Raw genomic sequence first — 23,898 nt, forward strand, 5'->3', positions numbered from 1 at the left:
GGCGCCCTCAGATCCCCGTGCCCGTTCGCCGCAGGACGCGCAGCGAGTCGGTCGCGGAGACCTCGGTGAACGCACCGGACGCCAGGGCCCTGAGGTAGACGCGGTACGGGGCCTGGCCGGTGAACTCGTCGGCCGGGTCCGGGAAGACGTCGTGGATGACCAGCAGCCCGCCGTCGGCCACGTGCGGGGCCCAGCCCTCGTAGTCGGCGTTCGCGTGCTCGTCGGTGTGGCCGCCGTCGACGAAGACGAGGCCCAGCGGCGCGTTCCAGACCGCGGCGACCTGGGGGGAGCGGCCGACGAGGGCGACCACGTGCTCCTCCAGACCGGCGCGGTGCAGGGTGCGGCGGAAGGCGGGCAGGGTGTCCATCACGCCCAGCTCCGGATCGACCGTCTCAGGGTCGTGGTAGTCCCAGCCGGGCTGCTGCTCCTCGCTTCCCCGGTGGTGGTCGACGGTGAGCGCGGTGACCCCGGCCCGGCGGGCGGCGTCGGCGAGCAGCACGGTGGACCGTCCGCAGTACGTACCGACCTCCAGCAGCGGCAGCCCGAGCCCGCCGGCCTCCACGGCGGCGGCGTACAGCGCACGGCCCTCGTGCGCAGGCATGAACCCCTTCGCGGCCTCGAAGGCGGCCAGGACGTCGGGGGAGGGGGCGGAGGCGGAGACGGAGGCGGGGGCCGCGGTCATGGGGGCCTTTCGACGGTCGGGCGGTGTGTCCGGCGCCCCATGCTGCCGCACCCCCCGCCGCGTGCCGCGACAGGGGGTGCGAGGACCGGGAGGAAGGGCGGCCGGGGCCGTCAGGCCGGGACCGTCTCGCCCGGCAGGGACAGGTCCAGGTCGACCGGGCGGTCGCCGCCGTGGGTGGCGGCGTGGGCGAGCGGGGCATGGCCCGCCGCGCGGGCGGCCAGGACGTACGGCCCCCCGGCGGGCACGGCGAGGGTGTAGCTGCCGTCGCCCGCGGAGAGGGTCGCGCCCGCCTGCCGTCCGTGCCGGTCGATCAGCGTCACCTTGGCGCGGGCGACGGGGGCGCCGTCGGCGGCCAGCACCCGGCCGCGGAAGCCGTGCGGCGGCTGTCCCGCCCCGGCGAGGGCCTGCTCGGCGCGGGCCAGGTTGGCGTCCTCCTCACTGCTCGCGCGCAGCTGCGTGACCGCGGCCGCCGGGGTGCGGCGCGGCAGGAAGAATGCCAGCACCAGGCCGACGGCGACGGCGGCGGCCGCGATCAGGAAGGAGACGCGGAACCCCTGCATGGTCGGGACGGCGGTGCCGCCCACGTCGTTCGCCGTGTTGGCGAGCACCATGCCGATGACGGCGCTCGACACCGACGTGCCGATGGACCGCATCAGCGTGTTGAGTCCGTTGGCCGCGCCCGTCTCCGAGGCCGGGACCGCGCCGATGATCAGCGCGGGCAGGGACGAGTAGGCGAGGCCGATGCCCGCGCCGATCAGCACCGAGGTCACGACGGTCTGCCAGGCGGCGTCCATCAGGCCGAGGCCGCCGGCGTAACCGATCCCGATGATCACCAGGCCGATGATCAGCGTGGTGCGGGGGCCGTAGCGGGCCGACAGACGGGCGTAGACCGGAGCGGTGAACATCATCGTGAGGCCCAGCGGGGCCACGCACAGGCCCGCGACGACCATCGACTGACCGAGGCCGTAGCCGGTCTCGGAGGGCAGCTGGAGAAGCTGCGGCAGGACGAGGGAGATGACGAAGAAGGAGACGCCGACCATGATCGAGGCGAGGTTGGTGAGCAGCACCTCGCGGCGGGCCGTGGTGCGCAGGTCGACCAGCGGGGCCGCGACGCGCAGCTCCATCAGGCCCCACAGGAGCAGGACCACGAGGGCCGCGGCGAACAGGCCGAGTGTCATGGGCGACGACCAGCCCCAGTCGCTGCCCTTGCTGATCGGCAGCAGGAAGAGGATCAGACCGGCGGTGAGGCCCAGCGCGCCCGGCAGGTCGAAGGAGCCCTTGGCACGCAGCGGGGACTCCGGCACGACCAGCAGGGTCAGGGTGATGGAGAGGACGCCGAGGCCGGCGGCGCCGTAGTACAGGGCGTGCCAGTCGGTGTGCTGCGCGACCAGGGCCGCGGCGGGCAGCGCGAGGCCGCCGCCGACGCCGATCGAGGAGCTCATAAGCGCCATCGCCGAGCCGAGCCGCTCACGGGGCAGCATGTCGCGCATCAGGCCGATGCCGAGGGGTATCGCGCCCATCGCGAAGCCCTGCAGCGTACGCCCGACGATCATCGGGACCAGGGCGTCGGTGAGCGCGCTGAGCAGCGCGCCGACGACCATCACCGAAAGGCTCGCGATCAGCATGCGGCGCTTGCCGAACAGGTCGCCGAGCCGGCCCATGATCGGCGTGGCCACGGCTCCGGACAGGAGCGTGGAGGTCAGTACCCAGCTGGCGTTGCTGGGCGAGGTGTCCAGAAGTCGGGGCAGGTCCTTGATGACGGGGACCAGCAGGGTCTGCATCACCGCGACGACGATGCCCGCGAACGCGAGCACCGGGACGGTGGCCCCGCTCGCTCGCCGCGCGGGCTCGTCGGTCGTCGTGTGGGACATGGGGTGGGGCCTCCAGGCCGGGAATCGGCGAAAACGCGTGTGCGGTCGTGTGGTGTGTGCAGGCTGAACCTCGTGCGCCGGGGCAACTATTCCGTTGCTTCGAGTCCCTAACTATTTCTTGACCTTCTCTTGGGAACCCGCCTACGCGCGGTTCACCGCCGGGCCGCCTCCGCACGGGGCCACCGCGCTCCCCCCGCCGCCTACGTCCCGGGTCCTAGGTCGGGCCCGGGGCGGACCGGGGCCAAAATCCGATGCAAGGGGCGCACTCGGGTTGAGACCATGACACCTATGCCCGAGACCACCGGCACGACCGCCGCCGCCTCCACCGCCGCCCGACGCCTGTCCCCGCGCCGCACGCCGCCGACCTGGCTGGTCGTCGCGCTCGCCTGCGCCGGACAGTTCCTGGTCGTGCTCGACGTGTCCGTCGTCAACGTCGCCCTGCCGTCGATGCGGACCGACCTCGGGCTGAGCGCGCAGGGACTCCAGTGGGTGGTCAACGCCTACGCCATCGCCTTCGCCGGGTTCATGCTGCTGGGCGGCCGGGCCGGCGACCTGTACGGGCGCAAGCGGATGTTCCTGGTCGGGCTCGGGCTCTTCACGCTGGCCTCGCTGGGCGGCGGCCTCGCCCAGGAGGGCTGGCAGCTGCTGGCCGCACGGGCCGTGCAGGGCCTCGGCGCGGCCGTACTCGCCCCCTCGACGCTGACACTGCTGACCGCCGCGGTGCCGGAGGGCGCGGCCCGGGCCCGCGCCATCGCGACCTGGACCGCCGTCGGTGCGGGCGGCGGCGCGGCGGGCGGACTGGTGGGCGGGGCGCTGGTGGACGGGCTGTCCTGGCGCTGGGTCCTGCTGATCAACGTGCCGGTGGGCGCGGTCGTGCTGGCCGGTGCCGTGCTGTGGCTCACCGAGAGCCGGGGCGGGGCGCGCCACCGCCTCGACCTGCCGGGCGCGCTGCTGGTGACCACCGGTCTCGCCACGCTGGCCTACGGTATCTCGCAGACCGAGTCGCGGGGGTGGGCGGCGGGCGCGACGCTGGTGCCGCTGCTCGCCGGTCTCGCGCTGCTCGGGTGCTTCCTCCTCGTCGAGGCGCGGACCGCGGCACCGCTGATGCCGCTCGGGCTGCTGCGGCTGCGGTCGGTGGCGTCGGCGAACGTGGCGATGCTGGTGTCCGGCTCGTCCATGTTCTCGATGTGGTTCTTCATGACCCTGTACGCGCAGAACGTGCTGGGCTATTCCCCGCTGGAGGCGGGCCTCGCCCTGGTGCCCAGCTCCCTCGCGGTGATCATCGGTTCGAAGGCGGCCCCGCGGTTCCTGCCGGTGCTCGGGGCCCGGAACGTGGCCGTGCTCGGCACGCTGATCGCGGCCGTCGGCTTCGGCTGGCAGTCGACGATGACCGCCGACGGCGGCTACCTGACCGCCATCATGATCCCCGGCGTGCTGATGATGCTGGGGGCGGGCACGGCGGCGACCCCACTGGCCTCGCTGGCCATCTCCGGCGCGGCCCCCGGGGACGCCGGACTGGTCTCCGGGCTGATCAACACCTCCCGGACGATGGGCGGTTCGCTGGGACTCGCGGTGATGTCGACGCTCGCGGCGTCCCGGTCGGGCAGCGAGCACGCCGGTCCGGCGGCACTGACGGACGGCTACGCCCTGGTGTTCCGCACGGCATCGGCGGTCCTGGTCGCGGCGGCCCTGCTGATGTGGACGTGGCTCCCGAAGACACCCACCGAGGACTGAACCCCCGAAGTCCCCCGCACCCAACGCACGCTCACGGGAACCCACCCCAGGGGCGCGGGGAACTACGCGAACACCCCCCACCGGCCCGCGCCCGACGCACTACGTCACCCACCCGCCCGCGCCGAAGTCGCACCTCACCCACTCACTCACCCACCTCCCTCAGACCCACCCCCGCTGCCGAGCCGCCCGCAGGGCCTCCGCCCGGTTGCGCGTGGCGGTCTTGCCGATGGCGGCGGAGAGGTAGTTGCGGACCGTGGACTCGGACAGGTGCAGGGCCCCGGCGATGTCCGCGACCGTCGCCCCGTCCGCCGAGGCCCGCAGCACGTCGCACTCCCGCCCGGTGAGCGGACTCGGCCCCGCACTGAGCGCGGCCGCGGCGAGTGCCGGGTCGACGACCGTCTCACCGGCCAGCACCCGGCGGATCGCACCGGCCAGCTCCTCCACCGGCCCGTCCTTCACCAGGAAACCGGCCGCACCCGCCTCCATGGCCCGCCTGAGGTACCCGGGCCGGCCGAACGTGGTCAGGATCAGCACCCGGCACCCGGGCACCTGCTCCCGCAGCTCGGCGGCGGCGTCCAGGCCGCTCAGTCCCGGCAGTTCGATGTCGAGGAGGGCGACGTCCGGGCGGTGCGCGAGCGCGGCGGCGACGATCTCGTCCCCGGCCGGCACCTGCGCGACCACCTCGAGGTCCTCCTCCATCCCGAGCAGCAGCGCGAGCGCGCCCCGCATCATGCCCTGGTCCTCGGCGAGGAGGACGCGGACGGGGCGGGTGCGGGGCGTCTCGTCGGTCACGGGGCAAGGTTAGGGGGCGGCCCGGCCGGCCGTCGCGTGCCGGAAGGCGGGGCCGTCGCCCCCGCGGGGGTCACGCAGGCGCGCCCACCGGGCGTTCCTCCCGCCGTACCGGCAGCTCCGCCGTCACCGAGAAGCCACCCCGCGGCCCCAGCCCCGCCGTCAGCGACCCTCCCGCCGTGGCGAGGCGTTCCGTGAGGCCGGTCAGGCCGGTGCCCGGACCCTGCGTGGATCCGGCCACGCCCGTGCCGTTGTCGGTGACCGTCAGCCGGACCCGGTCCGCGCCGCCCGCGACCGCGATCTCGCACCGGCTCGCCCCGCTGTGCCGTACGACGTTGGTGACCGCCTCCCGCACCACCCACCCCAGCAGCGCCTCGGTCTGCGGCGGCAGCGGCGGCCCCGAGCGGCGGACCACCGGCTCCACGTCCGCCGCGCTCAGGGCCGAACGCGCCCGGTCCAGCTCGGTGCCGAGGCTGCCCTCCCGGTACCCGGTGACCGCCTCGCGGACCTCGGTCAGCGCCTGACGGCCGACCGACTCGATGTCCGTGATCTGGGTCAACGCCGCGTCCAGGTCCCGGTGCGCCAGCCGCCGGGCGGCCTCCGACTTCACCACGATCACCGACAGCGTGTGCCCCAGCAGGTCGTGCAGGTCCCGCGAGAAGCGCAGCCGCTCCTCCGCCACCGCCCGCGTGGCCAGCTCCTCCCGGGCGGCGCGCAACTGCCGTACGGCGTCGGACAGGCTCAGGATCGCGGCCGTCACCATCGTGGAGAGGAAGGTCCCGTAGGCGATGCTCAGACCGCCCCAGCCGTCCTTGACGCCGGCCACCACCCCCGCCAGCACCGCCAGCGACCAACCCCACCGGCCCAGCCACCGGCCGCGCAGCGCCGCCCCCGTGGCCAGGCCGAGCAGCGGGAAGAACAGCAGCCAGCTGCCGCCGTACGCCAGCGCCAGTCCGCAGGTCAGCAGCGCCATGACGGCCAGCGCCAGCCGCGTGGACGGCGACTCGCGCAACGCCTTGTCGAAGGAGCGGAACGCGACGAAGACGTAGAGGGAGTTGAAGGCGAGCAGTCCCGCGCCGCCGATCCAGGGGCTGGACGTGTCCCCCTGGAAGATGTTGGCCAGGCTGCCCAGGCCCATCAGCAGCCACGGTAGCAGCGTGAAGCCGGTGGGAGGCGGGCCGGCCCGCTCCGTCCGCTCACCGTCCTGCTCGGCCTCGGCCTCGGACTGCCGGGCGAGCTGCCATGCGTCCATGCGGCACGACACCGCGCGCAACCGCCCTCGGATCCCGGTCATGGGTATCGGCTCCTTCCGCTCCGGCGCCCGGGGCGCTCAGTCGTTTTCCGCGCCGCGGCGGTAGGACAGTACGGCGTACGCCCCGAACACCAGCAGCCACACCGTCAGGACGACGATCCCGCCCGCGGGCGGCGCGTGACCCGTGGCGACCGAGGTGCCCAGCTGCGCGAAGCGGTTGGTCGGCGTGTACGCAGACAGCGCGCGCAGCCACTCCGGGAACAGCGCGATCGGGAACCACAGCCCGCCGAGCACCGAGAGGCCCAGGTTGGCCACCATGTTCGCCACGGCCGTGGTCTGCCCGGTCAGCCGGTAGCCGTTGCCGAGCCCCAGCAGGGTGAAGGGCACCGACCCCAGCCAGAGCAGCAGCGCCAGCGCCGCCCACTGCCAGGCCTCCATCCGTACGCCGTTGACCAGACCGCCCGCGCCGAGCACGGCGGCGAGCGCGGGCAGCACGGTGACGGAGGCGGTCAGGGCGCGGCCCACCACCACCTGGTGCGGCGGCATCGGCGTCACCCTCAGCTGCCGCAGCCAGCCGATCGCCCGGTCCTCGGCGACCCCGCCGCCGGTGTTCAGGGCCGAACCGACCGCGCCGTAGGCGGCCATGCCGACCATCGCCCCGGTCTTCCACTCGCCCGCGTCGCCGCCGAGGTTGGTGAACAGCAGGTACATCAGGACCGGCACGGCGACGCCGCCGATGACGAAGCCGGGGTCGCGCAGCGTACGGCGCGTCTCGAGGATCAGGTAGTCCTTCATCGCACGCTCGCCTTCGCCTTCGCCTTCGCCTTCGCCTTCGCCATCGCCTTCTCCTCCTCCGGCACCGGTGCCGGAGTCGTCAGGGCCAGGAACGCGTCGTCCAGGGACGCGGGGACGACCTCCAGGCCGCGTATCGCGCCGAGTTCCGCGAGGGCGGTCACGGTCGCGTCGGAGTCCTCGGTGCGCAGCAGCGCCCGGTCGCCCCGTATCTCCACCGAGCGCACCCCGGGCAGCGGTGCCGGGTCCCCGGCGGGCAGGCCGGCCACGTCGACGACGACACGGCTGCCGCCCGCCGCCCGGCGCAGCTCGTCACCGGTGCCGTCCGCGACGACGCGCCCCCGGTCGACGACGAGGATCCGGTCGGCGTGAGCGTCGGCCTCCTCCAGGTAGTGCGTGGAGAAGAGGACCGTGCTGCCGCGCCGGGCGTAGGCCCGCATCGACTCCCAGAAGGCCTGCCGGGCCTCCACGTCCAGGGCCGCCGTCGGCTCGTCCAGCACCAGCAGGTCGGGGCGTCCGGCCAGCGCCACCGCGAACCGCACCCGCTGGACCTGCCCGCCCGACAGCCGGTCCACGCGCCGTCCCGCCAACGGGGCGATGCCCGCCAGTTCCAGGGCCTGCCCGACCGGCATCGGCGCCGGATAGCGACCGGCCACGAAGGCCACCAGCTCACCCACGGTGACCCGGGGCACCGCCCGGGCCTCCTGGAGCATGGCCCCCGCCCGCCCGGCCCGCACGGCGCGCTCCGGAGCGGCACCGTACAGCTCCACGGAGCCCGCGTCCGGCGGGCACAGGCCGAGCAGCAGCGCGATCGCCGTGGACTTGCCCGCACCGTTGCGGCCGAGCAGCGCGACCGTCTCACCGCGCTCGATGCGGAGGTCCACGCCGTCGACGGCACGGATGTCGCCGTACGCCTTGACCGCTCCGCGGAAGGAGACGGCGGGGGAGGTGCCGGCGGGGGAGGTGCCCTCTGTCGGTGTCATACCGGTGACGCTACGAAGGGCGCGGGGGCGGGTGGCAGAGGCGGTTGTCCGGAGTTCGGCAGGACAAATGTCATGGGTGGGCCGGCGTCCCGTCCCGTACGGTGACCGGGAACAGCGGGGACGAGTGGGGAGGGCCATGCCGGTCGACGCAGCCGAGGCACTCGCCGCCGCACCCCGGGTCCGGGAGATCGCCTGGGAGCGCAAGGACGTCCAGCTCTACCACCTGGGCATCGGCGCCGGCCGGCCCGCCACCGACCCGCGCGAGCTGCGCTACACCCTGGAGTCCCGGCTGCACGTCCTGCCGAGCTTCGCGACGGTGGCCGGCGCCGGCGCCCCGGGCGTGATCGGCGCGCTGTCCGCGCCCGGCGTCGACGTCGACCTCGCCCATGTCCTGCACGGCGGGCAGCGGTTGCGCCTGCACCGGCCCGTTCCGGCACAGGGCCGGGCGAGCGCGGCCTCGCGCGTCGTGGCCGTGTACGACAAGGGCATGGCGGCCGTCCTCGTGCTGCGCACCGAGGTCACCGACGCGGACGGTCCGCTGTGGACCGACGAGGCCGAGGTCTTCGTACGCGGGGAAGGCGGCTGGGGCGGTGAACGGGGCCCGTCCGGGCGCCCCTCGCCACCGCCCGCCGGGCCGCCGGACCACGTCGTGGAACGGTCCCTGCGCGAGGACCAGGCGCTCCTCTACCGGCTCTCCGGCGACGCCAACCCCCTGCACGCCGACCCGGAGTTCGCGGCGCGCGCCGGCTTCGAACGGCCCGTCCTGCACGGGCTGTGCACGTACGGCGCCACGCTCAAGGCCGTCGTCGACACGCTGCTGGACGGCGAGGTGACCCGGGTCCGGGAGTACCGCACGAAGTTCGCCGGCGTCGTGTACCCGGGGGAGACGCTGCGGGTGCGGATGTGGTCGCCCGTCCGGAGCGGGGAGGTGCGGGAGGTGCGGGAGGCACGGGTGGCCGTGAGCGTCGTCGAGCGCGGCGACGCGCCCGTCCTCGCCGACACGGTCGTCCGGTACGCGTAGGGGACCCGGGGCCCGGGACCCGGGGCCGAGTTCCGGGCCGAGTTCCGGGCCGAGGCCGAGGCCGAATCCGGGGCCGGGGCCGGGTCCGGGGCGGTGCGACGACAACGGCCCCGTCCGCCGGATGCGACGAACGGGGCCGGAGCCGCTTGCTCTCGTGGTGCCCGTGCTGGGCCTGTACCTGCACCGGCGCTTGTTGCCGCGCCTGTGCCGGTGGCCGGACCTGTCCGCCGTCAGGCGGCCGTCCCGGACTCCCCGGCCGGCTTGCGGTGGCGCCCCTGTGGAGTCGCCTCGCCCACCTGGCTGGAGACCGGTCCGCGGTGCTTGCCGTGGCCGGTGTCGATCTCGGAAACGTCGGCACCGGCGGCCTGGATCGGCTGGGTCGTGCTGGTGTCGTTCATCGGAAGGAATTCACCCCGTCAACATGATCTTTCCTACAGCCGGGCGAGTGTAACCGGCACGCCTCGGGCCGGATCCAGGCGGCCACGCCAACCGGCACTACTTCGTTACAAGCCGTGCCAGCGGCGCCTGTTGCAGCGGTACGGGACGCGGCTGAGCGGGTGCGGGGGTGTCCGCCGTGCCGGTTTCGCCGGACTCGCCCGGAGTCGATTCCTCCGGATTTCCCGGCCGTTCGTCGACCGCGGCGCCCGTGCCTTCCGCGGCGCCCGTGCCGCCCGTGGCGTCCCTGCCGTCCGCAGACCCCGTGCCTTCCGCGCGGGGCGAGCCGGGCGGGAGCAACCGGGCCACGCCGCACGGCGACCGAGGTGTGGAGCACGGCAGCCGCAGCTCCCCGTCCGGCGTCCACAGCCCGGCGCCCGTCAACCACCCCTCGGGCGCCGGAAGATGCCGCACCTGCCGCTCGGCGGGGCGCCACACCCCGACCCAGCTGCCGAACGCCCCGTCCACGCGCAGGGCCACCGCGCAGCGTTCCGGCGTCAGCACCTGCCCCGGCTGGACGGCGAACGGCGTCACGACGCAGTCCGGCAGCCGCAGGCACTCCGGGAAGCGCACCGGCAGCGTGCTGCCCAGGACGCCCCAGCCGAGCCGCTCCCGCCCCGGTGAGGGGGCGTCCGAACGGATCAGCACGAGTCCGCTGTCGGGGTCGGCCAGCAGGATCCGGTCGTCGCTGTCCGGGGCGATCTGCAGCAGCGGCGACACCTCGCCGCCCCGCTCAAGATCCACCACGACCGCCTTGGTCCGCCCGCCCGTCTCCCGGTCCACGGCCAGTATCCGGGCCGCGCGGTCCAGCCAGACCCCGCCCGAGCAGCGGCCGGGGATCTCGGCCACGCGCTCGGGCCCGAAGGCGCCGCCCACCACCTGCCACAGCACCGTCGAGCGCGGACCGGCCGCCAGGGCGTACGCCCGCTCGCCGCCCGGAACCGGCGGCAGCAGCCGCAGTGCGGTGGTGTCGGCCGGGCACTCCACCGCGCCGAGCGGCAGCTCACCGGTCCCGGGCCCGGTCGGGTACAGCAGCGCGAAGACGTGCCGGCCGGCCGCTACGCGGTGGACCAGGACCCGCCCGTCGCCCATCGGCTGCACCTCGGTGCCGGGCTCCTCCGGCTGGTGGCCGGGGAGCGGCACCGCGTACGGCTCGGGGCCGTCCAGGGTCCAGCGCTCCGGGTACCAGGCCTCGCCGCTCTCCCCGCGCCGGGTCAGACGCGCGGCGTAGGCACCCTCCGCGGTGATGCTGCAGCTCACCCGCGGCGCCCGGCTGTCGCCGGTGCCCGCCGAGGGCTCGATCGCACAGGCCGTCATCGTTCGGTCACCTCCGGCGACGAAGCTAGTTTTCGCACGCACGGACGTGGGACCGCCGGCGGTCCCCATCACACGTACGTGTGTCACAGGAACGATTCGCCTGAGGGAAGGGCACGGCGTGTGCTGTGCCGGGCCCCACGGCGGAGGGCGCGGCGGCAGGCACGGCCGGGCGTCCCGGCTGCGGGTACAACGGCACAGAACCTCCAGGTAGCCTTGCACGCGTGCCCCGTCTGTCAGAAGTCATCGCCGCGCTGGACAACCTGTGGCCCGCCGAGCGGGCCGAGTCCTGGGACGCGGTCGGCACCGTCGTGGGCGACCCCGACCAGGAGGTCACCCGGGTCCTGTTCGCCGTCGACCCCGTCCAGGAGATCGTCGACGAGGCGGTGAAGCTGGGCGCCGACCTGCTCGTCACCCACCACCCGCTGTACCTGCGCGGGACGACGACGGTCGCGGCGTCCACCTTCAAGGGCCGCGTGGTGCACACGCTGATCAAGCACGACATCGCCCTGCACGTCGCCCACACCAACGCCGACACCGCCGACCCGGGCGTCTCCGACGCGCTGGCCGGCGCCCTCGGCCTGAACGTCGTACGGCCCCTGGTGCCGGACCCGGGCGACCCCGAGGGGCGCCGAGGTCTCGGCCGGGTGTGCGAGCTGCAGCACCCGCTGACCGTCCGCGAGCTGGCCGCCCGCGCCGCCGAGCGGCTGCCCGCCACGGCGCAGGGCATCCGCGTCGCCGGCGACCCGGAGGCGGTCGTCCGCACGGTCGCCGTCAGCGGCGGCTCCGGCGACAGCCTCTTCGACCACGTACGGGCGGCGGGCGTCGACGCCTTCCTCACCGCGGACCTCCGTCACCACCCCGTGTCGGAGGCCCGCGCCCACAGTCCCCTCGCGCTGCTCGACGCGGCGCACTGGGCCACCGAGTGGCCCTGGTGCGAGCTGGGCGCCGCCCAGCTCGACGAGATCTCCGACCGCAACGGCTGGGACCTGAGGGTCCACGTCTCGAAGACGGTCACCGACCCCTGGACCGCCCACGCGGCGTCCGCACCGACCTCCGACACAATGGGAGCCCCCAACTGAAAGCCGCGCCCGCCGACCAGATCCGACTCCTCGACGTCCAGGGCCTCGACACGCGGCTCCAGCAGCTCGCGCACAAGCGCCGGTCCCTGCCCGAGCACGCCGAGATCGAGTCGCTGACCAAGGACCACACCCAGCTGCGCGACCTGCTCGTGGCCGCGCAGACCGAGGAGAGCGACTGCGCCCGCGAGCAGACCAAGGCCGAGCAGGACGTGGACCAGGTGCGCCAGCGCGCCGGCCGCGACCAGCAGCGCCTGGACTCCGGTGCCGTCACCTCCCCGAAGGACCTGGAGAACCTGCAGCGCGAGATCGCCTCCCTCGCCAAGCGCCAGGGCGACCTCGAGGACGTCGTCCTGGAGGTGATGGAGCGCCGCGAGTCCGCGCAGGAGCGGGTCGCCGAGCTGACCGAGCGGGTCGGCGCGGTCCAGGGCAAGATCGACGACGCCACCGCGCGCCGCGACGCGGCCGTCGAGGAGCTGGACGGCGAGGCGGCCTCGGTGACCAAGGAGCGGGAGGTCGTCGCGGGCTCCGTCCCCGACGACCTGCTGAAGCTCTACGACAAGCTGCGCGAGCAGCAGGGCGGCGTCGGCGCGGCCAAGCTGTACCAGCGCAGCTGCCAGGGGTGCCGCCAGGAGCTGGCCATCACCGAGCTGAGCGAGATCCGTTCGTCGGCGCCCGACACGGTCGTCCGCTGCGAGAACTGCCGCCGCATCCTGGTGCGTACGGCCGACTCGGGTCTGTAGGGAGCCGGTTCGGTGGCGGATGGGGCGGCGCGTCCCGCGCGGGAGTTCGTCGTCGAGGCCGACGGCGGGTCGCGGGGCAACCCGGGGCCCGCGGGCTACGGCGCGGTGGTCCTCGACCCGGTGACGGGGGAGACCCTGATGGAGGCCGCCGAGTACCTCGGGGTCGTCACCAACAACGTCGCCGAGTACCGGGGCCTGCTGGCCGGCCTGCGCGCGGCCAGGGAGCTGGACCCGGACGCCACCGTGCACGTCCGGATGGACTCCAAGCTCGTCGTCGAGCAGATGTCGGGCCGCTGGAAGATCAAGCACCCCGACATGAAGCCCCTCGCGACCGAGGCGGCCCGCGTCTTCCCGCCCGGCCGCGTGACCTACGAGTGGATCCCCCGCGCGGAGAACAAGCACGCCGACCGCCTGGCCAACGAGGCGATGGACGCGGGCGCGCGCGGCGAGCGGTGGCTGCCGTCCGAGTCGACGGCGGACCTGGACGCGGGCGGCACCGCCCGCCGCGCGGCCCGGGGCCGCGGCGCGGGGGACGGTGCTCCGGCCGGTCGTGAGGCCGGGCCCGGTGGTGACCGTGACGGGTCGGCCGCCGGTGCCGCCGTCGGCGGGGGCGGTGAGACCGCGGTCGCGCGTGCGCGCCCCGGCGGTGGTGTCGTCTCCGGGGCGGGGGAACGAGGCGCCTCAGCCGGTCGTGATGCCGGGGCCCGCCGTGACGTGGACGCGTCGGCGTCCGCCGGACCCGCCGGTGCCGCCGTGGAAGGCGGCAGGGAGACCGAGGCGCCGGGAGAGCGCCTCGCGCAGGCGGCCCGGACCGCCGGCGAGACCGCACCGGCCGGTACGGAGGCGCGAGGCGACGGCGCGGGGGACGCGCGACGCGACGGCGCGGGGGACGCGCGAGGCGACGGCACGGGGACAGCGACCGCCGCGACCGCGATCGCCGCGACCGCGGAGTCCCCCGCCGACGCCGACGTGCGCGCCGCGAAGGCCGTGGCCTCGCCCGGCTGGGGACCCCCGGACCTGGGCGCCCCGGCCACCTTCGTCCTGCTGCGGCACGGGGAGACGCCGCTCACCCCGCAGAAGCGGTTCTCGGGGAGCGGCGGCAGCGACCCGTCCCTGTCGCCGGTCGGCCGGGAGCAGGCCGAGAAGGTCGCCGCGAGCCTCGCCCGGCGCGGCACGATCGAGGCGATCGTCGCCTCCCCCCTGGCCCGCACCCGCGAGACCGCCGGCATCGTCGCCGCCCGCCTGGGCCTGGACGTGGCGGTGGAAGAGGGCCTGCGGGAGACCGATTTCGGCGCCTGGGAGGGCCTCACCTTCGGCGAGGTGCGCGACCGCTACCCCGCCGACCTGGACGCCTGGCTGGCCTCCCCGGAGGCGGAACCGACCGGCGGCGGCGAGAGCTTCACGGCCACCGGCGTCCGGATCGCCGCCACCCGCGACCGGCTCGTCTCCGCGTACGCGGGACGCACGGTGCTGCTCGTCTCGCACGTGACGCCGATCAAGACGTTCCTGCAACTCGCCCTGGGCGCCCCGCCCGAGTCGCTGTTCCGGATGGAGCTGTCGGCGGCGTCCCTGTCGGCGGTGGCGTACTACGCGGACGGCGGCGCCAGCGTCCGCCTCTTCAACGAGACGTCCCACCTGCGCTGAGCGCGGCCGCGGCACGGGCCAGCGCCTCGACGCGCCCCCAGTCGCGGCCGGCCACCGCGTCCTTGGGCAGCATCCAACTGCCCCCGACGCACCCGACGTTGGGCAGTGCCAGGTACTGCGGGGCGGAGTCCGGCCCGATGCCGCCCGTCGGGCAGAAGCGCGCCTGCGGCAGCGGCGCGGCGAGCGCCTTGAGGTAGGCGGTGCCGCCCGCCGCCTCGGCCGGGAAGAACTTCATCTCCCGCACCCCGCGCTCCAGCAGCGCCACCACCTCCGAGGTGGTCGACACCCCCGGCAGGAACGGCACCCCGGACGCCCGCATGGCCTCCAGCAGCGTGTCCGTCCACCCCGGGCTGACCAGGAACCGCGCCCCGGCCGCCACGACCTCCCCGACCTGCTCCGCCGTGATGACGGTGCCCGCGCCGACCACCGCGTCCGGCACCTCGGCGGCGATCGCCCGGATCGCGTCGAGGGCGGCCGGCGTCCGCAGCGTCACCTCGATCGCGGGCAGCCCGCCGGCGACGAGCGCCCTGGCGAGCGGCACGGCGTCGGCGAGGTCGTCGACGACCACGACGGGCACGACGGGCGCGAGATCCAGCACCGAGGCGGCGGGGGAGGAGGGCAGCGGAGAACTCATGCCCTCATCGTGCCGCCGAAACGCATCCTCTGCAATCACCGTTGCAACCCATGCAACAGGATGTGGTGGCCTCGCCGAGGCGCGGGGCGGTGGGTGCCCTGGCGGGTCAGTGGACCTCGTCCACGAGCACGTCCAGCGACCACGGCCTCCCGGCCTTCGCGGGCGCGGCCGCCTCCACCACGTACCCCAGGTCCCGCAGCGCCTCCACCAGCTCCGCCGGCCCCGCGGGCGAGGTCCCCGACGCCAGCAGACTCCGTACGATCCGGCCCTTGGTCGCCTTGTTGAAGTGGCTGACCACCTTCCGGGTCGGTGCGTGCAGCACCCGCACCGTCGCCGTCCGCGAAGCGACCTCGCCCTGCGGCTTCCAGGCCGCCGCGTACGCCGCCGAACGCAGGTCCAGGACCAGCCCGGCCCCGGCCGCCTCCGGCAGCACCTCGGCCATCGGCGCCCGCCAGTGCCCGGCGAGGGCCCCGAGCCCCGGCAGCTTCACGCCCATCGAGCACCGGTAGGAGGGGATCCGGTCCGTCACCCGCACGGCACCCCACAGCCCCGAGAACACCAGCAGCGACCTGGCGGCCCGCCTCTTGGCGGCGGCGTCCAGCGAGGCCAGGTCCAGGGCGTCGTACAGCACACCGGTGTAGATCTCCCCGGCCGGACGCGCGCCCGCGGCCGGCAGCTCCACGTTCTTGGCGACCTCGCCGCGCAGCCCCTCGCTCAGCCCGAGCACCTCGCGGGCCTTCTCCTCGTCGCCGGCGCACAGCTCGACCAGCTCGCCGAGGACGGCCTCCCGCGCCGCGGTGAGCCCCGGCAGGGACAGCGACCCGATCTTCAGCGGGGCACCCCGGCCGGACGCGGCCTTCCCCTCGGACGGCGGCAGCAGGACAAGCACACGTACTCCTTCACGACAGGCTCCGGGCCCCCGGATCAGGGTACGGCGTACCCCTCCCGCGCCTGCTCGACGGCCCGTACGAGCGCCCCGGGGTCGTCGGCGTGACACCGCACCGTGCGCACCTCGCGCCGCCGCCCGAAGGGCGAGACGTGGACGACGGGCCGGGCCAGATCGACGGTGACGGAGGTCTGGGACTGCACGGCGAGGTCCAGCACCCCGTCCGCGGGCTCGTGCGTCGTGCGCAGCTCGCGCCGCACGGAGGCGATCCGGTCCAGCGGTATCCGCAGGTCGGCGTGGAGGGCCCGGCGGAGGCGCAGCGTCCCGGCGCCGGCGTCCAGGACGTGCGGCCTGACCACGGACGCCGCGTGCAGCCCGACCACGATCACGAGGGTGTACACGTCCAGCACCAGCACCACGAGGTGCGCGGTGGGCGAGTCCCGCAGCAGCACGGACATCATCACGGACTCGACGACACACACGAACACGAGCCCGGACATCATCGCGCCCTGCCCCCGCGTGTACCCGAAGACGGCCCCGGTGGCCGCCGCCCCGTGGGTCCGCCGGGCCGTCCACAGCCACAGGCTCTTCCACAGCCGCAGCTCGTGCCGGACGAGCAGGTACGGAACCCGGGAGAGGCCGGTCCCCCTCATGACCGCCGTCCCCGGGAGGTGATCTCCACGGCCCGGCGGATCGCCTCCGCCTGGGCCGGCGCGAAGTCGGCGTACAGCGCGCGCAGGAGAGCGTGACCGGAGGCGAGGTCGAAGCCCTCCTCGGGCAGCAGCTCGGCCGGCATGGAGGCGGCCAGCACGCGGGCCGCCTCCGCCACCCGGGGATCGTCGGCGCCGGCGTCGGCCAGTTCGTCGAACAGCGCATAGGTACGGCGGGCCCGTGCCGCCGCCTCCGGCGAGCCCAGCGCACCGCGCATCGCGGCCAGCAGCCTCTCCCGCTCCTCCGGGGCGACGGTGCTCTCCAGCAACACCAGCATCTCCCGGTCCCGCAGGGCCGTCGGCGAGTCCGACACGTTCCCGACCCCGGCGAACAGCTCGGCCAGCTCCGGCGAGACCGGTCCCTCCGGCGACACTCCGCCCTCCGCCTCCAGCAGCGCCCGCAGCCGCGTCCGGCGCTCCCGTATCGCCGCCTCCTGCCGCGCCAGATCCGCGTCCAGCTCCTCCAGCACCTCGGCGAGGTCCTTCCCGGCGTCGTCCGCCAGCACGTCCCGCACCTCGCCGAGACCGAGCCCCAGCTCGGTCAGCCGCCGGATCCTGGCCAGGACCACGACATGCCGCAACGTGTACGTGCGATACCCGTTGGCCAGCCGCTCCGGTTCCGGCAGCAGGCCCTGATGGTGGTAGTGCCGCACGGTCCGCGTGGTGACGCCGACGGCGGCGGCGAGTTCTCCGATCCGCATGGCCCCAGTAGAAACGTCGACGTTGCGGCAGGGTCAAGCGGTCACGGCCGAGCGGCCTGGACACCGCCGGCTTCCTCTGATCCCGTAGGGGCAGGGGGGTGGGCGGCGGTGGACGCACGGGGTGAGCAGGCACGCTGGACCAGGGCGCGGCTGGGGGCGGCCGGTCCGCCCGTCGACCTGCTGACCGCCTGCTTCGACCGGCACGTCTACGCCCCGCACGCCCACGACGAGTTCACGGTGGGCGTCACGGTCGGCGGCCTCGAAGTCATCGCCTACCGGGGCGGGCACATCCACTCCGGGCCGGGCTCCATCGTCGTCCTGGAGCCCGGCGAGGTGCACACCGGCGGCCCGGCCGCCCCCGACGGCTACTCCTACCGCGCCCTGTACGCGACCCCGGACCTCCTCACCGACGGCACCCGGGCCGCCGCCCCGCCGCACTTCCGCGAGCCCGTCCTCGACGATCCCGAACTCGCCGCCGCCCTGCGCGCCGCGCACACCGACCTGGCCCGCTGCCCCGACCCCCTGGAGGCGGAGTCCCGCCTGCCCTGGCTCCTCACGGCGCTCGCCCGCCGCCACTCCACGGCCCGCGCGACCGACGACACGGTCCCCGGCGCCGCCCGCATCGCCCGCGTCGCACGCGACCGCCTCGCCGCTGAACTCCTCGCCCCGCCGTCCCTGGCCGACCTCGCCACCGACCTCGGCCTGTCCCGCTACCAACTCCTGCGCGCCTTCCGTACGGCGACGGGAATGCCGCCGTACGCCTGGCTCGCCCAGCACCGGGTGGCCAGGGCCCGCGGGCTTCTGGAGGGCGGCCTGCGCCCGGCCGAGGTGGCGGCGCTGGTGGGCTTCGCCGACCAGGCGCACCTGACCCGCTGGTTCCGCCGGGTCCTCGGGGTGACCCCGGCGGCGTACCGCAACAGCGTTCAAGACCGCACCCGGTGACCCGGCCGAGACTCGGCCCATGACTGCACGCGGCTGGTTCCTGTTCTCCCTGATGGGAGTGGTCTGGGGCATCCCCTATCTGATGATCAAGGTGGCGGTGGACGAGGTGTCCCCGTCCGGCGTGGTGTTCGCCCGCTGCGCCCTCGGCGCGGCCCTCCTGCTGCCCTTCGCCCTGCGCAAGGGGAACCTCCTCGGCACCGTGAGGGCCCACTGGAAGCCCATGCTGGCCTTCGCCCTGATCGAGATCGTCGGCCCCTGGTGGACCCTGACGGACGCGGAACGGCACCTGTCCAGCTCCACCGCCGGGCTGCTGATCGCGGGCGTGCCGATCGTCGGCGTGCTCCTGGCCCGCTTCTTCGGCGCCGGGGAACGGGTCGGCGCCCGCCGCGTCGCCGGACTCGGCCTCGGTCTCGGGGGCGTCGCCGTCCTCACCGTGCCGCACCTCACCGGCGGCGACGCCCGCTCGCTGGCCGAGGTGCTGGTGACGGTCGTCGGTTACGCCACGGCCCCCCTGATAGCCGCCCGCCACCTCAAGGACGTCCCCACCCTCCAGCTCATCACCCCCTGCCTCACCCTGGCCGCCCTCGTCTACGCCCCCGCCGCCTTCCTGACCCGGCCCTCCACCCTGCCCTCGGGCGAGGCGCTGGCGGCCCTGGGCGGTCTCGGCGTCGTCTGCACCGCGATCGCCTTCGTGGCCTTCCTGGAGTTGATCAAGGAGGTCGGCCCGGTGCGCGCCGGTGTCATCACCTACGTCAACCCGGCGGTCGCCGTCGCCGCGGGCGCCCTCCTCCTGGACGAGGAACTGACCCTCGGCATCGGCGTCGCGTTCTCCCTGATCCTGGCCGGCTCGATCCTCGCGACGGCCGCCGCCGGTCCGAGGCGGGAGGTGCGCCGGGTACCATGGTCGGCACGGCAGACGAGCCGGGCGGGCGGCCGCGTGGAGTCCCTCACGGGACTTCCCGAGGAACGTCCGGGCTCCACAGGGCAGGGTGATGGCTAACGGCCACCCGGGGTGACCCGCGGGACAGTGCCACAGAAAGCAGACCGCCGGAGGCTTCGGCCCCCGGTAAGGGTGAAACGGTGGTGTAAGAGACCACCAGTGCCCAGGGCGACCTGGGCAGCTAGGTAAACCCCACCCGGAGCAAGGTCAAGAGGAGCGCCGTAACACGCGCTCTGCGCGGACGATCGAGGGCTGCCCGCCCGAGTCCGCGGGTAGACCGCTGGAGGCCGGTGGCAACGCCGGCCCTAGATGGATGGCCGTCGCCGGAAGGCCCGCGAGGACCTTCCGGAACAGAACCCGGCGTACAGCCCGACTCGTCTGCCGCCACCCGGCCGGGCACTCGCCCGAGAGGCCGCCCGCATGGTCCGGCTTTCGGCCCGCCCGCGTGACGTGGTGATCCTGACGGCCGCCGTGGCGGACCCGATCCCGCGCTTGCCCCACGGGCTTCCTGCCGGGTCCCGCAGCCCCCCGGCACGGCCCCGCTTTATTCGGTTGCCGCTCCCCGTGTCCGCCCTCACCATGGGCGGGACACCGGGAGCCGCCCGGTGCTCCACGAGAGGAGGCACGACCGTGACCACGACTGTCCTCGGCCTGCCCGCAGACCGACTCCCTCACGCCTCATGGAGCACCTCCAGCGATGTCTCGCGACCATCACTCGCAACACCCTTCCTTTCCTGACGACTTCACCACCGACGCCCGCCGCCACGTCCCGCCGCCGGACGATCCGGGCGACATCGACGACCGGTTCGTCTTCGACTTCCGTTCCTACGACGACCTGGAGGACGGCCGGCGCTGGTCGACCTGGCTCAGCGTCGAACCCCTCTGCCGAGGTCCCGAGCCCCGGCCGGACTGGGTGGTGACCTCGCAGGGCGCGATCGACACGGAGCTCGGCGTCCTGAAGACCGGCAAGGAGGCCGACGTCCACCTCGTCGAGCGCGCCGACCCGCTGGACCCCGCCGGCGGCGTGGTCATGGCGGCGAAGCGGTATCGCTCCCCCGAGCACCGGTCCTTCCACCGCTCCGCGTCCTACACCGAGGGCCGCTCGATGAAGCGCTCACGCGACGAGCGGGCCGTCAAGCGCAAGAGCACGTTCGGACGGCAGGTCGCGGCCGGCGAGTGGGCGGTGTCCGAGTGGAGTGCGCTGGTGCGGCTCCGGAACCTCGGGCTGCCGGTTCCCTACCCGGTCCAGATCGACGGCACCGAGATCCTCATGGAGTGGATCACCGTCGTCGACGAGGACGGCACCGTCGCGACCGCGCCCCGGCTCGCCCAGACCCGGCCCTCGCGGGAACTGCTGGCGAGTTACTTCGAGCAACTCACCGACGCGCTCGCGACGATGGTGCAGAGCGGCCTCGTGCACGGCGACCTCTCGGCGTACAACATCCTCGCGGCGGGTGACAGGCTGGTCGTCATCGACCTGCCGCAGATCGTCGACCTGGTCGGCAACCTCAACGGGATGACCTTCCTCCAGCGGGACTGCGCCAACATCTGCGGCTGGTTCCGCTCGCGAGGCCTCGACGTCGACGAGCACGCGCTGTTCGCGGAGCTGATGGCGCACGCCTTCTGACGCCCTCCTCGCTCACCCCACGCCGCGTGGCGGGTGCCACTCCCCGGCGCCCCGTCCGGTGCCGGCCTGCATGTGGCCGGGGCCTGACGGCGGGGCCTGACGGCCGGGGCCGCCCGACCGCCTCCGCCGGCTCGGCGCCCTCGGGCGGCGCATGCCCTCAGTCCCGCGTCACGGCCCCGGCGACCAGGATGTCCGCGTCCGACGCCCCGCGGACCTCGTCCACCGAGACGCCGGGAGCCGTCTCGACCAGGCGGAGCCCCTCCGGGGTGACGTCGAGGACCGCCAGGTCGGTGATGATCCGGTCGACGACCCGGCGGCCCGTGGCGGGCAGGGTCAGGTCGGTGACGATCTTGGGGGAGCCGTCCCTGGCCGTGTGCTCCATGACGACGATCAGGCGGCGGGCGCCGTGGACCAGGTCCATCGCCCCGCCCATGCCCTTGACCATCTTGCCGGGGATCATCCAGTTCGCCAGGTCGCCGTCGGCCGAGACCTGCATCGCGCCGAGCACGGACACGTCGACGCGGCCGGCACGGACCATGCCGAAGGAGAACGCCGAGTCGAAGCAGGAGGCGCCGGGGACGGTGGTCACCGTCTCCTTGCCGGCGTTGACCATGTCGGGGTGCTCCTCACCGGCGTACGGGTACGGGCCGACGCCCAGGATGCCGTTCTCGGAGTGCAGCACCACGTGCACCCCGTCCGGGAGGTGGCTGGGGATGAGTGTGGGCAGGCCGATGCCCAGGTTGACGTACTGGCCGTCGCGCAGTTCACGGGCCGCGCGGGCGGCGAGTCGGTCACGGTCCAGCGGCATGGTCAGATCCCCTCGGTGCCGGCGGTCGCGGTCGCGGTCGCGGTCGCGGTGGCGGCGGGTCGCGGGCCGCTGTGCGTGCGGCGTTCGACGCGCTTGCCCAGGGACGGGTCGGCGGCGACCACCCGGTCCACGTACACGCCCGGCAGGTGGACGGCGTCCGGGGAGATCTCGCCCGGCGCCACGATGCGCTCGGCCTCCACGACCGTGACGCGGCCCGCCGTCGCGCACAGCGGGTTGAAGTTGCGTGCCGCCGCGTGGAAGACGCAGTTGCCGTGCCGGTCCGCGACCGCCGCCCGCACCAGGGCGAAGTCGGCGGTGATGGCCTCTTCCAGCAGGTAGCGGCGACCGCCGAACTCCCGGACGCTCTTGGGCGGGGAGGCCACCGCGACCTGGCCGTCGGGGGAGTAGCGCCAGGGCAGGCCGCCCTCCTCCACCTGCGTGCCGACACCGGCCGGCGTGTAGAACGCCGGAATGCCCGCGCCGCCCGCCCGCAGCCGCTCGGCGAGGGTGCCCTGCGGGGTCAGCTCCACCTCCAGCTCACCGGCGAGGTACCGGCGGGCGAACTCCTTGTTCTCGCCCACGTACGACGACGTCATCCGGGCGATCCGGCCCGCCGCCAGGAGCAGGCCCAGGCCCCAGTCGTCGACCCCGCAGTTGTTGGACACCACCCGCAGCCCGGTCGCCTCGGCCGCCACGAGCGCGCCGATCAGCGTCGAGGGGATGCCGCACAGACCGAAACCCCCGACCGCGAGTACCGCGCCGTCGGGGATGTCCGACACCGCGCCTGCGGCCGACTCCACCACCTTGTCCATTCCGTTTCCTTCTCCGTCCGCACCGGGGTGCTCCTCGCACACGAGCCGTCGTGCCCGGAGCCGGCCCACCGTGCGGGCACGGGACGGGCGTCCGACGGGCGTCCGACGGGTGCTCTCCACCTTTGCGGCGGCGGCCGGCCCCGGCCATGTGCGCCCATGCCATGACCGCGCTTCCAGGAGCGGTGAGCGGCCACATGCCGCCCGCCGCGCGGCCCCCCTATCGTTCCGGCAACCACGCGCCGCTTCACCTTCCAAGGAGCCGGTCATCATGCGTTCCAGCGTCACAGGCACTTCCAGAGGCAGAGCGCTCGGCGCGCTCACCCTGCTCGTCGCGACGACCCTGCTCGCGGGCTGTTCCTCGGCCGGCACGGCCGGCACCGAGGCCGACGGCTCGGGCGGCGACACCCCGGTCAAGGTGGGCCTCGTGTACTCCCGCAGCGGACCGCTCGCGGCTTACGGCAAGCAGTACGAGGAGGGCTTCAAGGCCGGCCTGGCCTACGCGACGCACGGGACGAACAAGGCCGGCGGCCACCCGATCGAGGTCACCGAACAGGACGACGCCGGTGATCCGGCGAAGGCCGTCGCCGCCGCGAAGACCCTCATCGGCAAGGGCCACAGGATCATCGCCGGGACCACCGACTCCGGCGTGGCGCTCCAGATGGCTCCGCTGGCCGCCCAGAACAAGGTGCTGTACCTCAACGGCGACGCCGCCACCGACGCGCTCACCGGCGTCAACGACTACACCTTCCGCTCCGGCAGGCAGTCCTACCAGGACATCCTCACGGTCAGCGCGCAACTCGGCGCCGCCCGGGGCAAGAAGGTCACCGTCCTCGCCCAGAACTCCGCCTTCGGGCAGGCCAACGTGGCCGCCGTGAAGGACGTCCTGGGCAAGAAGGGGGCCACCGTCGGCTCGGTCCTGGCGCCGCCCAGCGCCACCGACCTCACCCCCTTCGCCCGCCAGGTCAAGGCCGGCGGGCCGGACCTGGTGTTCGTGGCCTGGGCCGGCGCCACCGCCCCCGCGCTGTGGACGGCGCTGAACCAGCAGGGCGTACTGGACGCCGCCAAGGTCGTCACCGGGCTCGCCGGCACCGCGTCGTACCCGGTGTTCGGCAGCGGAGCGGCCAAGATCTCCTTCCTCGCCCACTACTTCCCGGGGGCCGGTGCCAACCCGGTGGAGCAGGCGATGCTCGACGGCATCACCGAGGCCGGCGGCACCCCCGACCTGTTCAGCCCCGACGGCTTCACCGCCGCCCAGATGATCGTGCGCGCCGTCGAGTCCGGGAGCGCCACCGACACCTCCGCCATGGTCGACGCCCTGGAGGGCTGGACGTTCGACGGCCCCAAGGGCAGGCAGCAGATCCGCGCCGAGGACCACGCCCTGCTGCAGCCCATGTTCACGGCGCGGCTGAGGGGCACCGGAGCCGACGCCCGGCCCGAGGTGATCGACACCGTGCCGATGGCGTCGGTCGCCCCGCCGGTGCGGAAGACGGCGGGCTGAG

General features: G+C 74.5%; 22 protein-coding genes and 1 other RNA gene. 9 read left to right on the top strand and 14 right to left on the bottom strand.

The annotated features are described in order from the left end of the window. Positions 1-7: 7 nt before the first annotated feature. Both EV562_RS08185 and EV562_RS08190 read right to left on the bottom strand, forming a co-directional pair. A complete protein-coding gene (locus EV562_RS08185) occupies positions 8-682 on the bottom strand; it encodes a class I SAM-dependent methyltransferase (RefSeq protein WP_133885971.1) in 675 nt (224 codons plus the stop codon). 110 nt (positions 683-792) lie between these two features. Continuing rightward, on the bottom strand, positions 793-2,553 hold the full coding sequence (locus tag EV562_RS08190) for an MFS transporter (RefSeq protein ID WP_133885972.1): 1,761 nt from the start codon (positions 2,551-2,553) through the stop codon (positions 793-795). Positions 2,554-2,841: 288 nt separating this feature from the next. On the opposite strand from EV562_RS08190, the gene EV562_RS08195 reads away from it, so the two are divergent. Further along, the gene (locus tag EV562_RS08195; protein ID WP_166661646.1) at positions 2,842-4,287 is read left to right on the top strand and encodes an MFS transporter; all 1,446 of its coding nucleotides are present in this window, start codon (positions 2,842-2,844) and stop codon (positions 4,285-4,287) included. A 159-nt stretch (positions 4,288-4,446) separates the two neighbouring features. Here the strand turns inward: EV562_RS08195 and EV562_RS08200 are convergent, their stop codons facing one another. The 4 genes from EV562_RS08200 to EV562_RS08215 form a co-directional block, all read right to left on the bottom strand. Next, positions 4,447-5,079 (bottom strand): response regulator transcription factor, encoded by a 633-nt coding sequence (locus EV562_RS08200; protein WP_133885974.1) that lies wholly within the window; start codon positions 5,077-5,079, stop codon positions 4,447-4,449. A gap of 70 nt (positions 5,080-5,149) precedes the next feature. Next, positions 5,150-6,370 carry a sensor histidine kinase gene (locus EV562_RS08205; protein WP_133885975.1) on the bottom strand — a complete coding sequence of 407 codons (1,221 nt, stop codon included), beginning with the start codon at positions 6,368-6,370 and terminating at the stop codon, positions 5,150-5,152. 36 nt (positions 6,371-6,406) lie between these two features. Further along, a complete protein-coding gene (locus EV562_RS08210) occupies positions 6,407-7,123 on the bottom strand; it encodes an ABC transporter permease (protein ID WP_133885976.1) in 717 nt (238 codons plus the stop codon). Beyond that, positions 7,120-8,103 carry an ABC transporter ATP-binding protein gene (locus EV562_RS08215; RefSeq protein ID WP_133885977.1) on the bottom strand — a complete coding sequence of 328 codons (984 nt, stop codon included), beginning with the start codon at positions 8,101-8,103 and terminating at the stop codon, positions 7,120-7,122. Before EV562_RS08215 ends, EV562_RS08210 begins: the two co-directional genes overlap by 4 nt. Before the next feature lie 136 nt (positions 8,104-8,239). Here EV562_RS08215 and EV562_RS08220 point away from each other — a divergent pair, with 136 nt between their 5' ends. Further along, complete coding sequence (locus tag EV562_RS08220) at positions 8,240-9,124, top strand: MaoC/PaaZ C-terminal domain-containing protein (RefSeq protein ID WP_133885978.1); 885 nt, start codon at positions 8,240-8,242, stop codon at positions 9,122-9,124. 230 nt (positions 9,125-9,354) lie between these two features. Here the strand turns inward: EV562_RS08220 and EV562_RS08225 are convergent, their stop codons facing one another. Together EV562_RS08225 and EV562_RS08230 are read right to left on the bottom strand one after the other, a co-directional pair. Next, complete coding sequence (locus EV562_RS08225; RefSeq protein WP_133885979.1) at positions 9,355-9,522, bottom strand: hypothetical protein; 168 nt, start codon at positions 9,520-9,522, stop codon at positions 9,355-9,357. A 97-nt stretch (positions 9,523-9,619) separates the two neighbouring features. Further along, positions 9,620-10,876, bottom strand: coding sequence for a hypothetical protein (locus EV562_RS08230; RefSeq protein WP_133885980.1), 1,257 nt, complete (start codon positions 10,874-10,876; stop codon positions 9,620-9,622). A 221-nt stretch (positions 10,877-11,097) separates the two neighbouring features. Between EV562_RS08230 and EV562_RS08235 the strand changes: the two genes are divergently transcribed. The 3 genes from EV562_RS08235 to EV562_RS08245 are packed head-to-tail and all read left to right on the top strand — an operon-like array spanning position 11,098 to position 14,339. Then, positions 11,098-11,955: a Nif3-like dinuclear metal center hexameric protein gene (locus tag EV562_RS08235; protein ID WP_133885981.1), complete on the top strand. Its 858-nt coding sequence runs from the start codon at positions 11,098-11,100 to the stop codon at positions 11,953-11,955. Continuing rightward, positions 11,952-12,695: a C4-type zinc ribbon domain-containing protein gene (locus EV562_RS08240; protein ID WP_166661667.1), complete on the top strand. Its 744-nt coding sequence runs from the start codon at positions 11,952-11,954 to the stop codon at positions 12,693-12,695. The genes EV562_RS08235 and EV562_RS08240 overlap by 4 nt, the downstream gene beginning before the upstream one ends. A 12-nt stretch (positions 12,696-12,707) precedes the next feature. Continuing rightward, positions 12,708-14,339, top strand: a complete 1,632-nt coding sequence (locus EV562_RS08245; protein WP_133885983.1) for a bifunctional RNase H/acid phosphatase — start codon at positions 12,708-12,710, stop codon at positions 14,337-14,339. Here the strand turns inward: EV562_RS08245 and eda are convergent. The 4 genes from eda to EV562_RS08265 all read right to left on the bottom strand — a co-directional run bounded on the left by eda (position 14,314) and on the right by EV562_RS08265 (position 17,270). Beyond that, positions 14,314-14,973, bottom strand: a complete 660-nt coding sequence (gene eda, locus EV562_RS08250) for a bifunctional 4-hydroxy-2-oxoglutarate aldolase/2-dehydro-3-deoxy-phosphogluconate aldolase (RefSeq protein WP_133885984.1) — start codon at positions 14,971-14,973, stop codon at positions 14,314-14,316. The two genes, EV562_RS08245 and eda, sit on opposite strands and share 26 nt — an antisense overlap. 106 nt (positions 14,974-15,079) lie before the next feature. After that, entirely contained in the window at positions 15,080-15,862 is a 783-nt protein-coding gene (yaaA, locus tag EV562_RS08255) for a peroxide stress protein YaaA (protein ID WP_133885985.1), read from the bottom strand. A gap of 35 nt (positions 15,863-15,897) precedes the next feature. Further along, the gene (locus tag EV562_RS08260; protein ID WP_133885986.1) at positions 15,898-16,512 is read right to left on the bottom strand and encodes a hypothetical protein; all 615 of its coding nucleotides are present in this window, start codon (positions 16,510-16,512) and stop codon (positions 15,898-15,900) included. Further along, positions 16,509-17,270, bottom strand: a complete 762-nt coding sequence (locus tag EV562_RS08265; protein WP_133885987.1) for a MerR family transcriptional regulator — start codon at positions 17,268-17,270, stop codon at positions 16,509-16,511. Before EV562_RS08265 ends, EV562_RS08260 begins: the two co-directional genes overlap by 4 nt. Positions 17,271-17,378: 108 nt before the next feature. Here EV562_RS08265 and EV562_RS08270 point away from each other — a divergent pair, with 108 nt between their 5' ends. The 3 genes from EV562_RS08270 (at position 17,379) to EV562_RS08285 (ending at position 20,779) form a co-directional block, all read left to right on the top strand. Beyond that, positions 17,379-18,212: an AraC family transcriptional regulator gene (locus tag EV562_RS08270; RefSeq protein WP_133885988.1), complete on the top strand. Its 834-nt coding sequence runs from the start codon at positions 17,379-17,381 to the stop codon at positions 18,210-18,212. Between the two features lie 917 nt (positions 18,213-19,129). Next, an RNA gene (gene rnpB / locus EV562_RS08280) (RNase P RNA component class A) lies at positions 19,130-19,533 on the top strand. Positions 19,534-19,849: 316 nt separating this feature from the next. Next, the gene (locus tag EV562_RS08285; RefSeq protein WP_133885989.1) at positions 19,850-20,779 is read left to right on the top strand and encodes an RIO1 family regulatory kinase/ATPase; all 930 of its coding nucleotides are present in this window, start codon (positions 19,850-19,852) and stop codon (positions 20,777-20,779) included. 157 nt (positions 20,780-20,936) lie between these two features. Here the strand turns inward: EV562_RS08285 and EV562_RS08290 are convergent, their stop codons facing one another. Both EV562_RS08290 and EV562_RS08295 read right to left on the bottom strand, forming a co-directional pair. Then, the gene (locus EV562_RS08290) at positions 20,937-21,587 is read right to left on the bottom strand and encodes a 3-oxoacid CoA-transferase subunit B (protein ID WP_133885990.1); all 651 of its coding nucleotides are present in this window, start codon (positions 21,585-21,587) and stop codon (positions 20,937-20,939) included. Between the two features lie 2 nt (positions 21,588-21,589). Next, complete coding sequence (locus EV562_RS08295) at positions 21,590-22,399, bottom strand: CoA transferase subunit A (RefSeq protein ID WP_133885991.1); 810 nt, start codon at positions 22,397-22,399, stop codon at positions 21,590-21,592. 268 nt (positions 22,400-22,667) lie between these two features. Here EV562_RS08295 and EV562_RS08300 point away from each other — a divergent pair, with 268 nt between their 5' ends. Beyond that, positions 22,668-23,897: a substrate-binding domain-containing protein gene (locus EV562_RS08300; protein WP_133885992.1), complete on the top strand. Its 1,230-nt coding sequence runs from the start codon at positions 22,668-22,670 to the stop codon at positions 23,895-23,897. The last annotated feature ends 1 nt before the right edge of the window (position 23,898 follow it).

The organism is Streptomyces sp. BK208 (assembly GCF_004364245.1).
Taxonomy (GTDB): Bacteria; Actinomycetota; Actinomycetes; order Streptomycetales; family Streptomycetaceae; genus Streptomyces.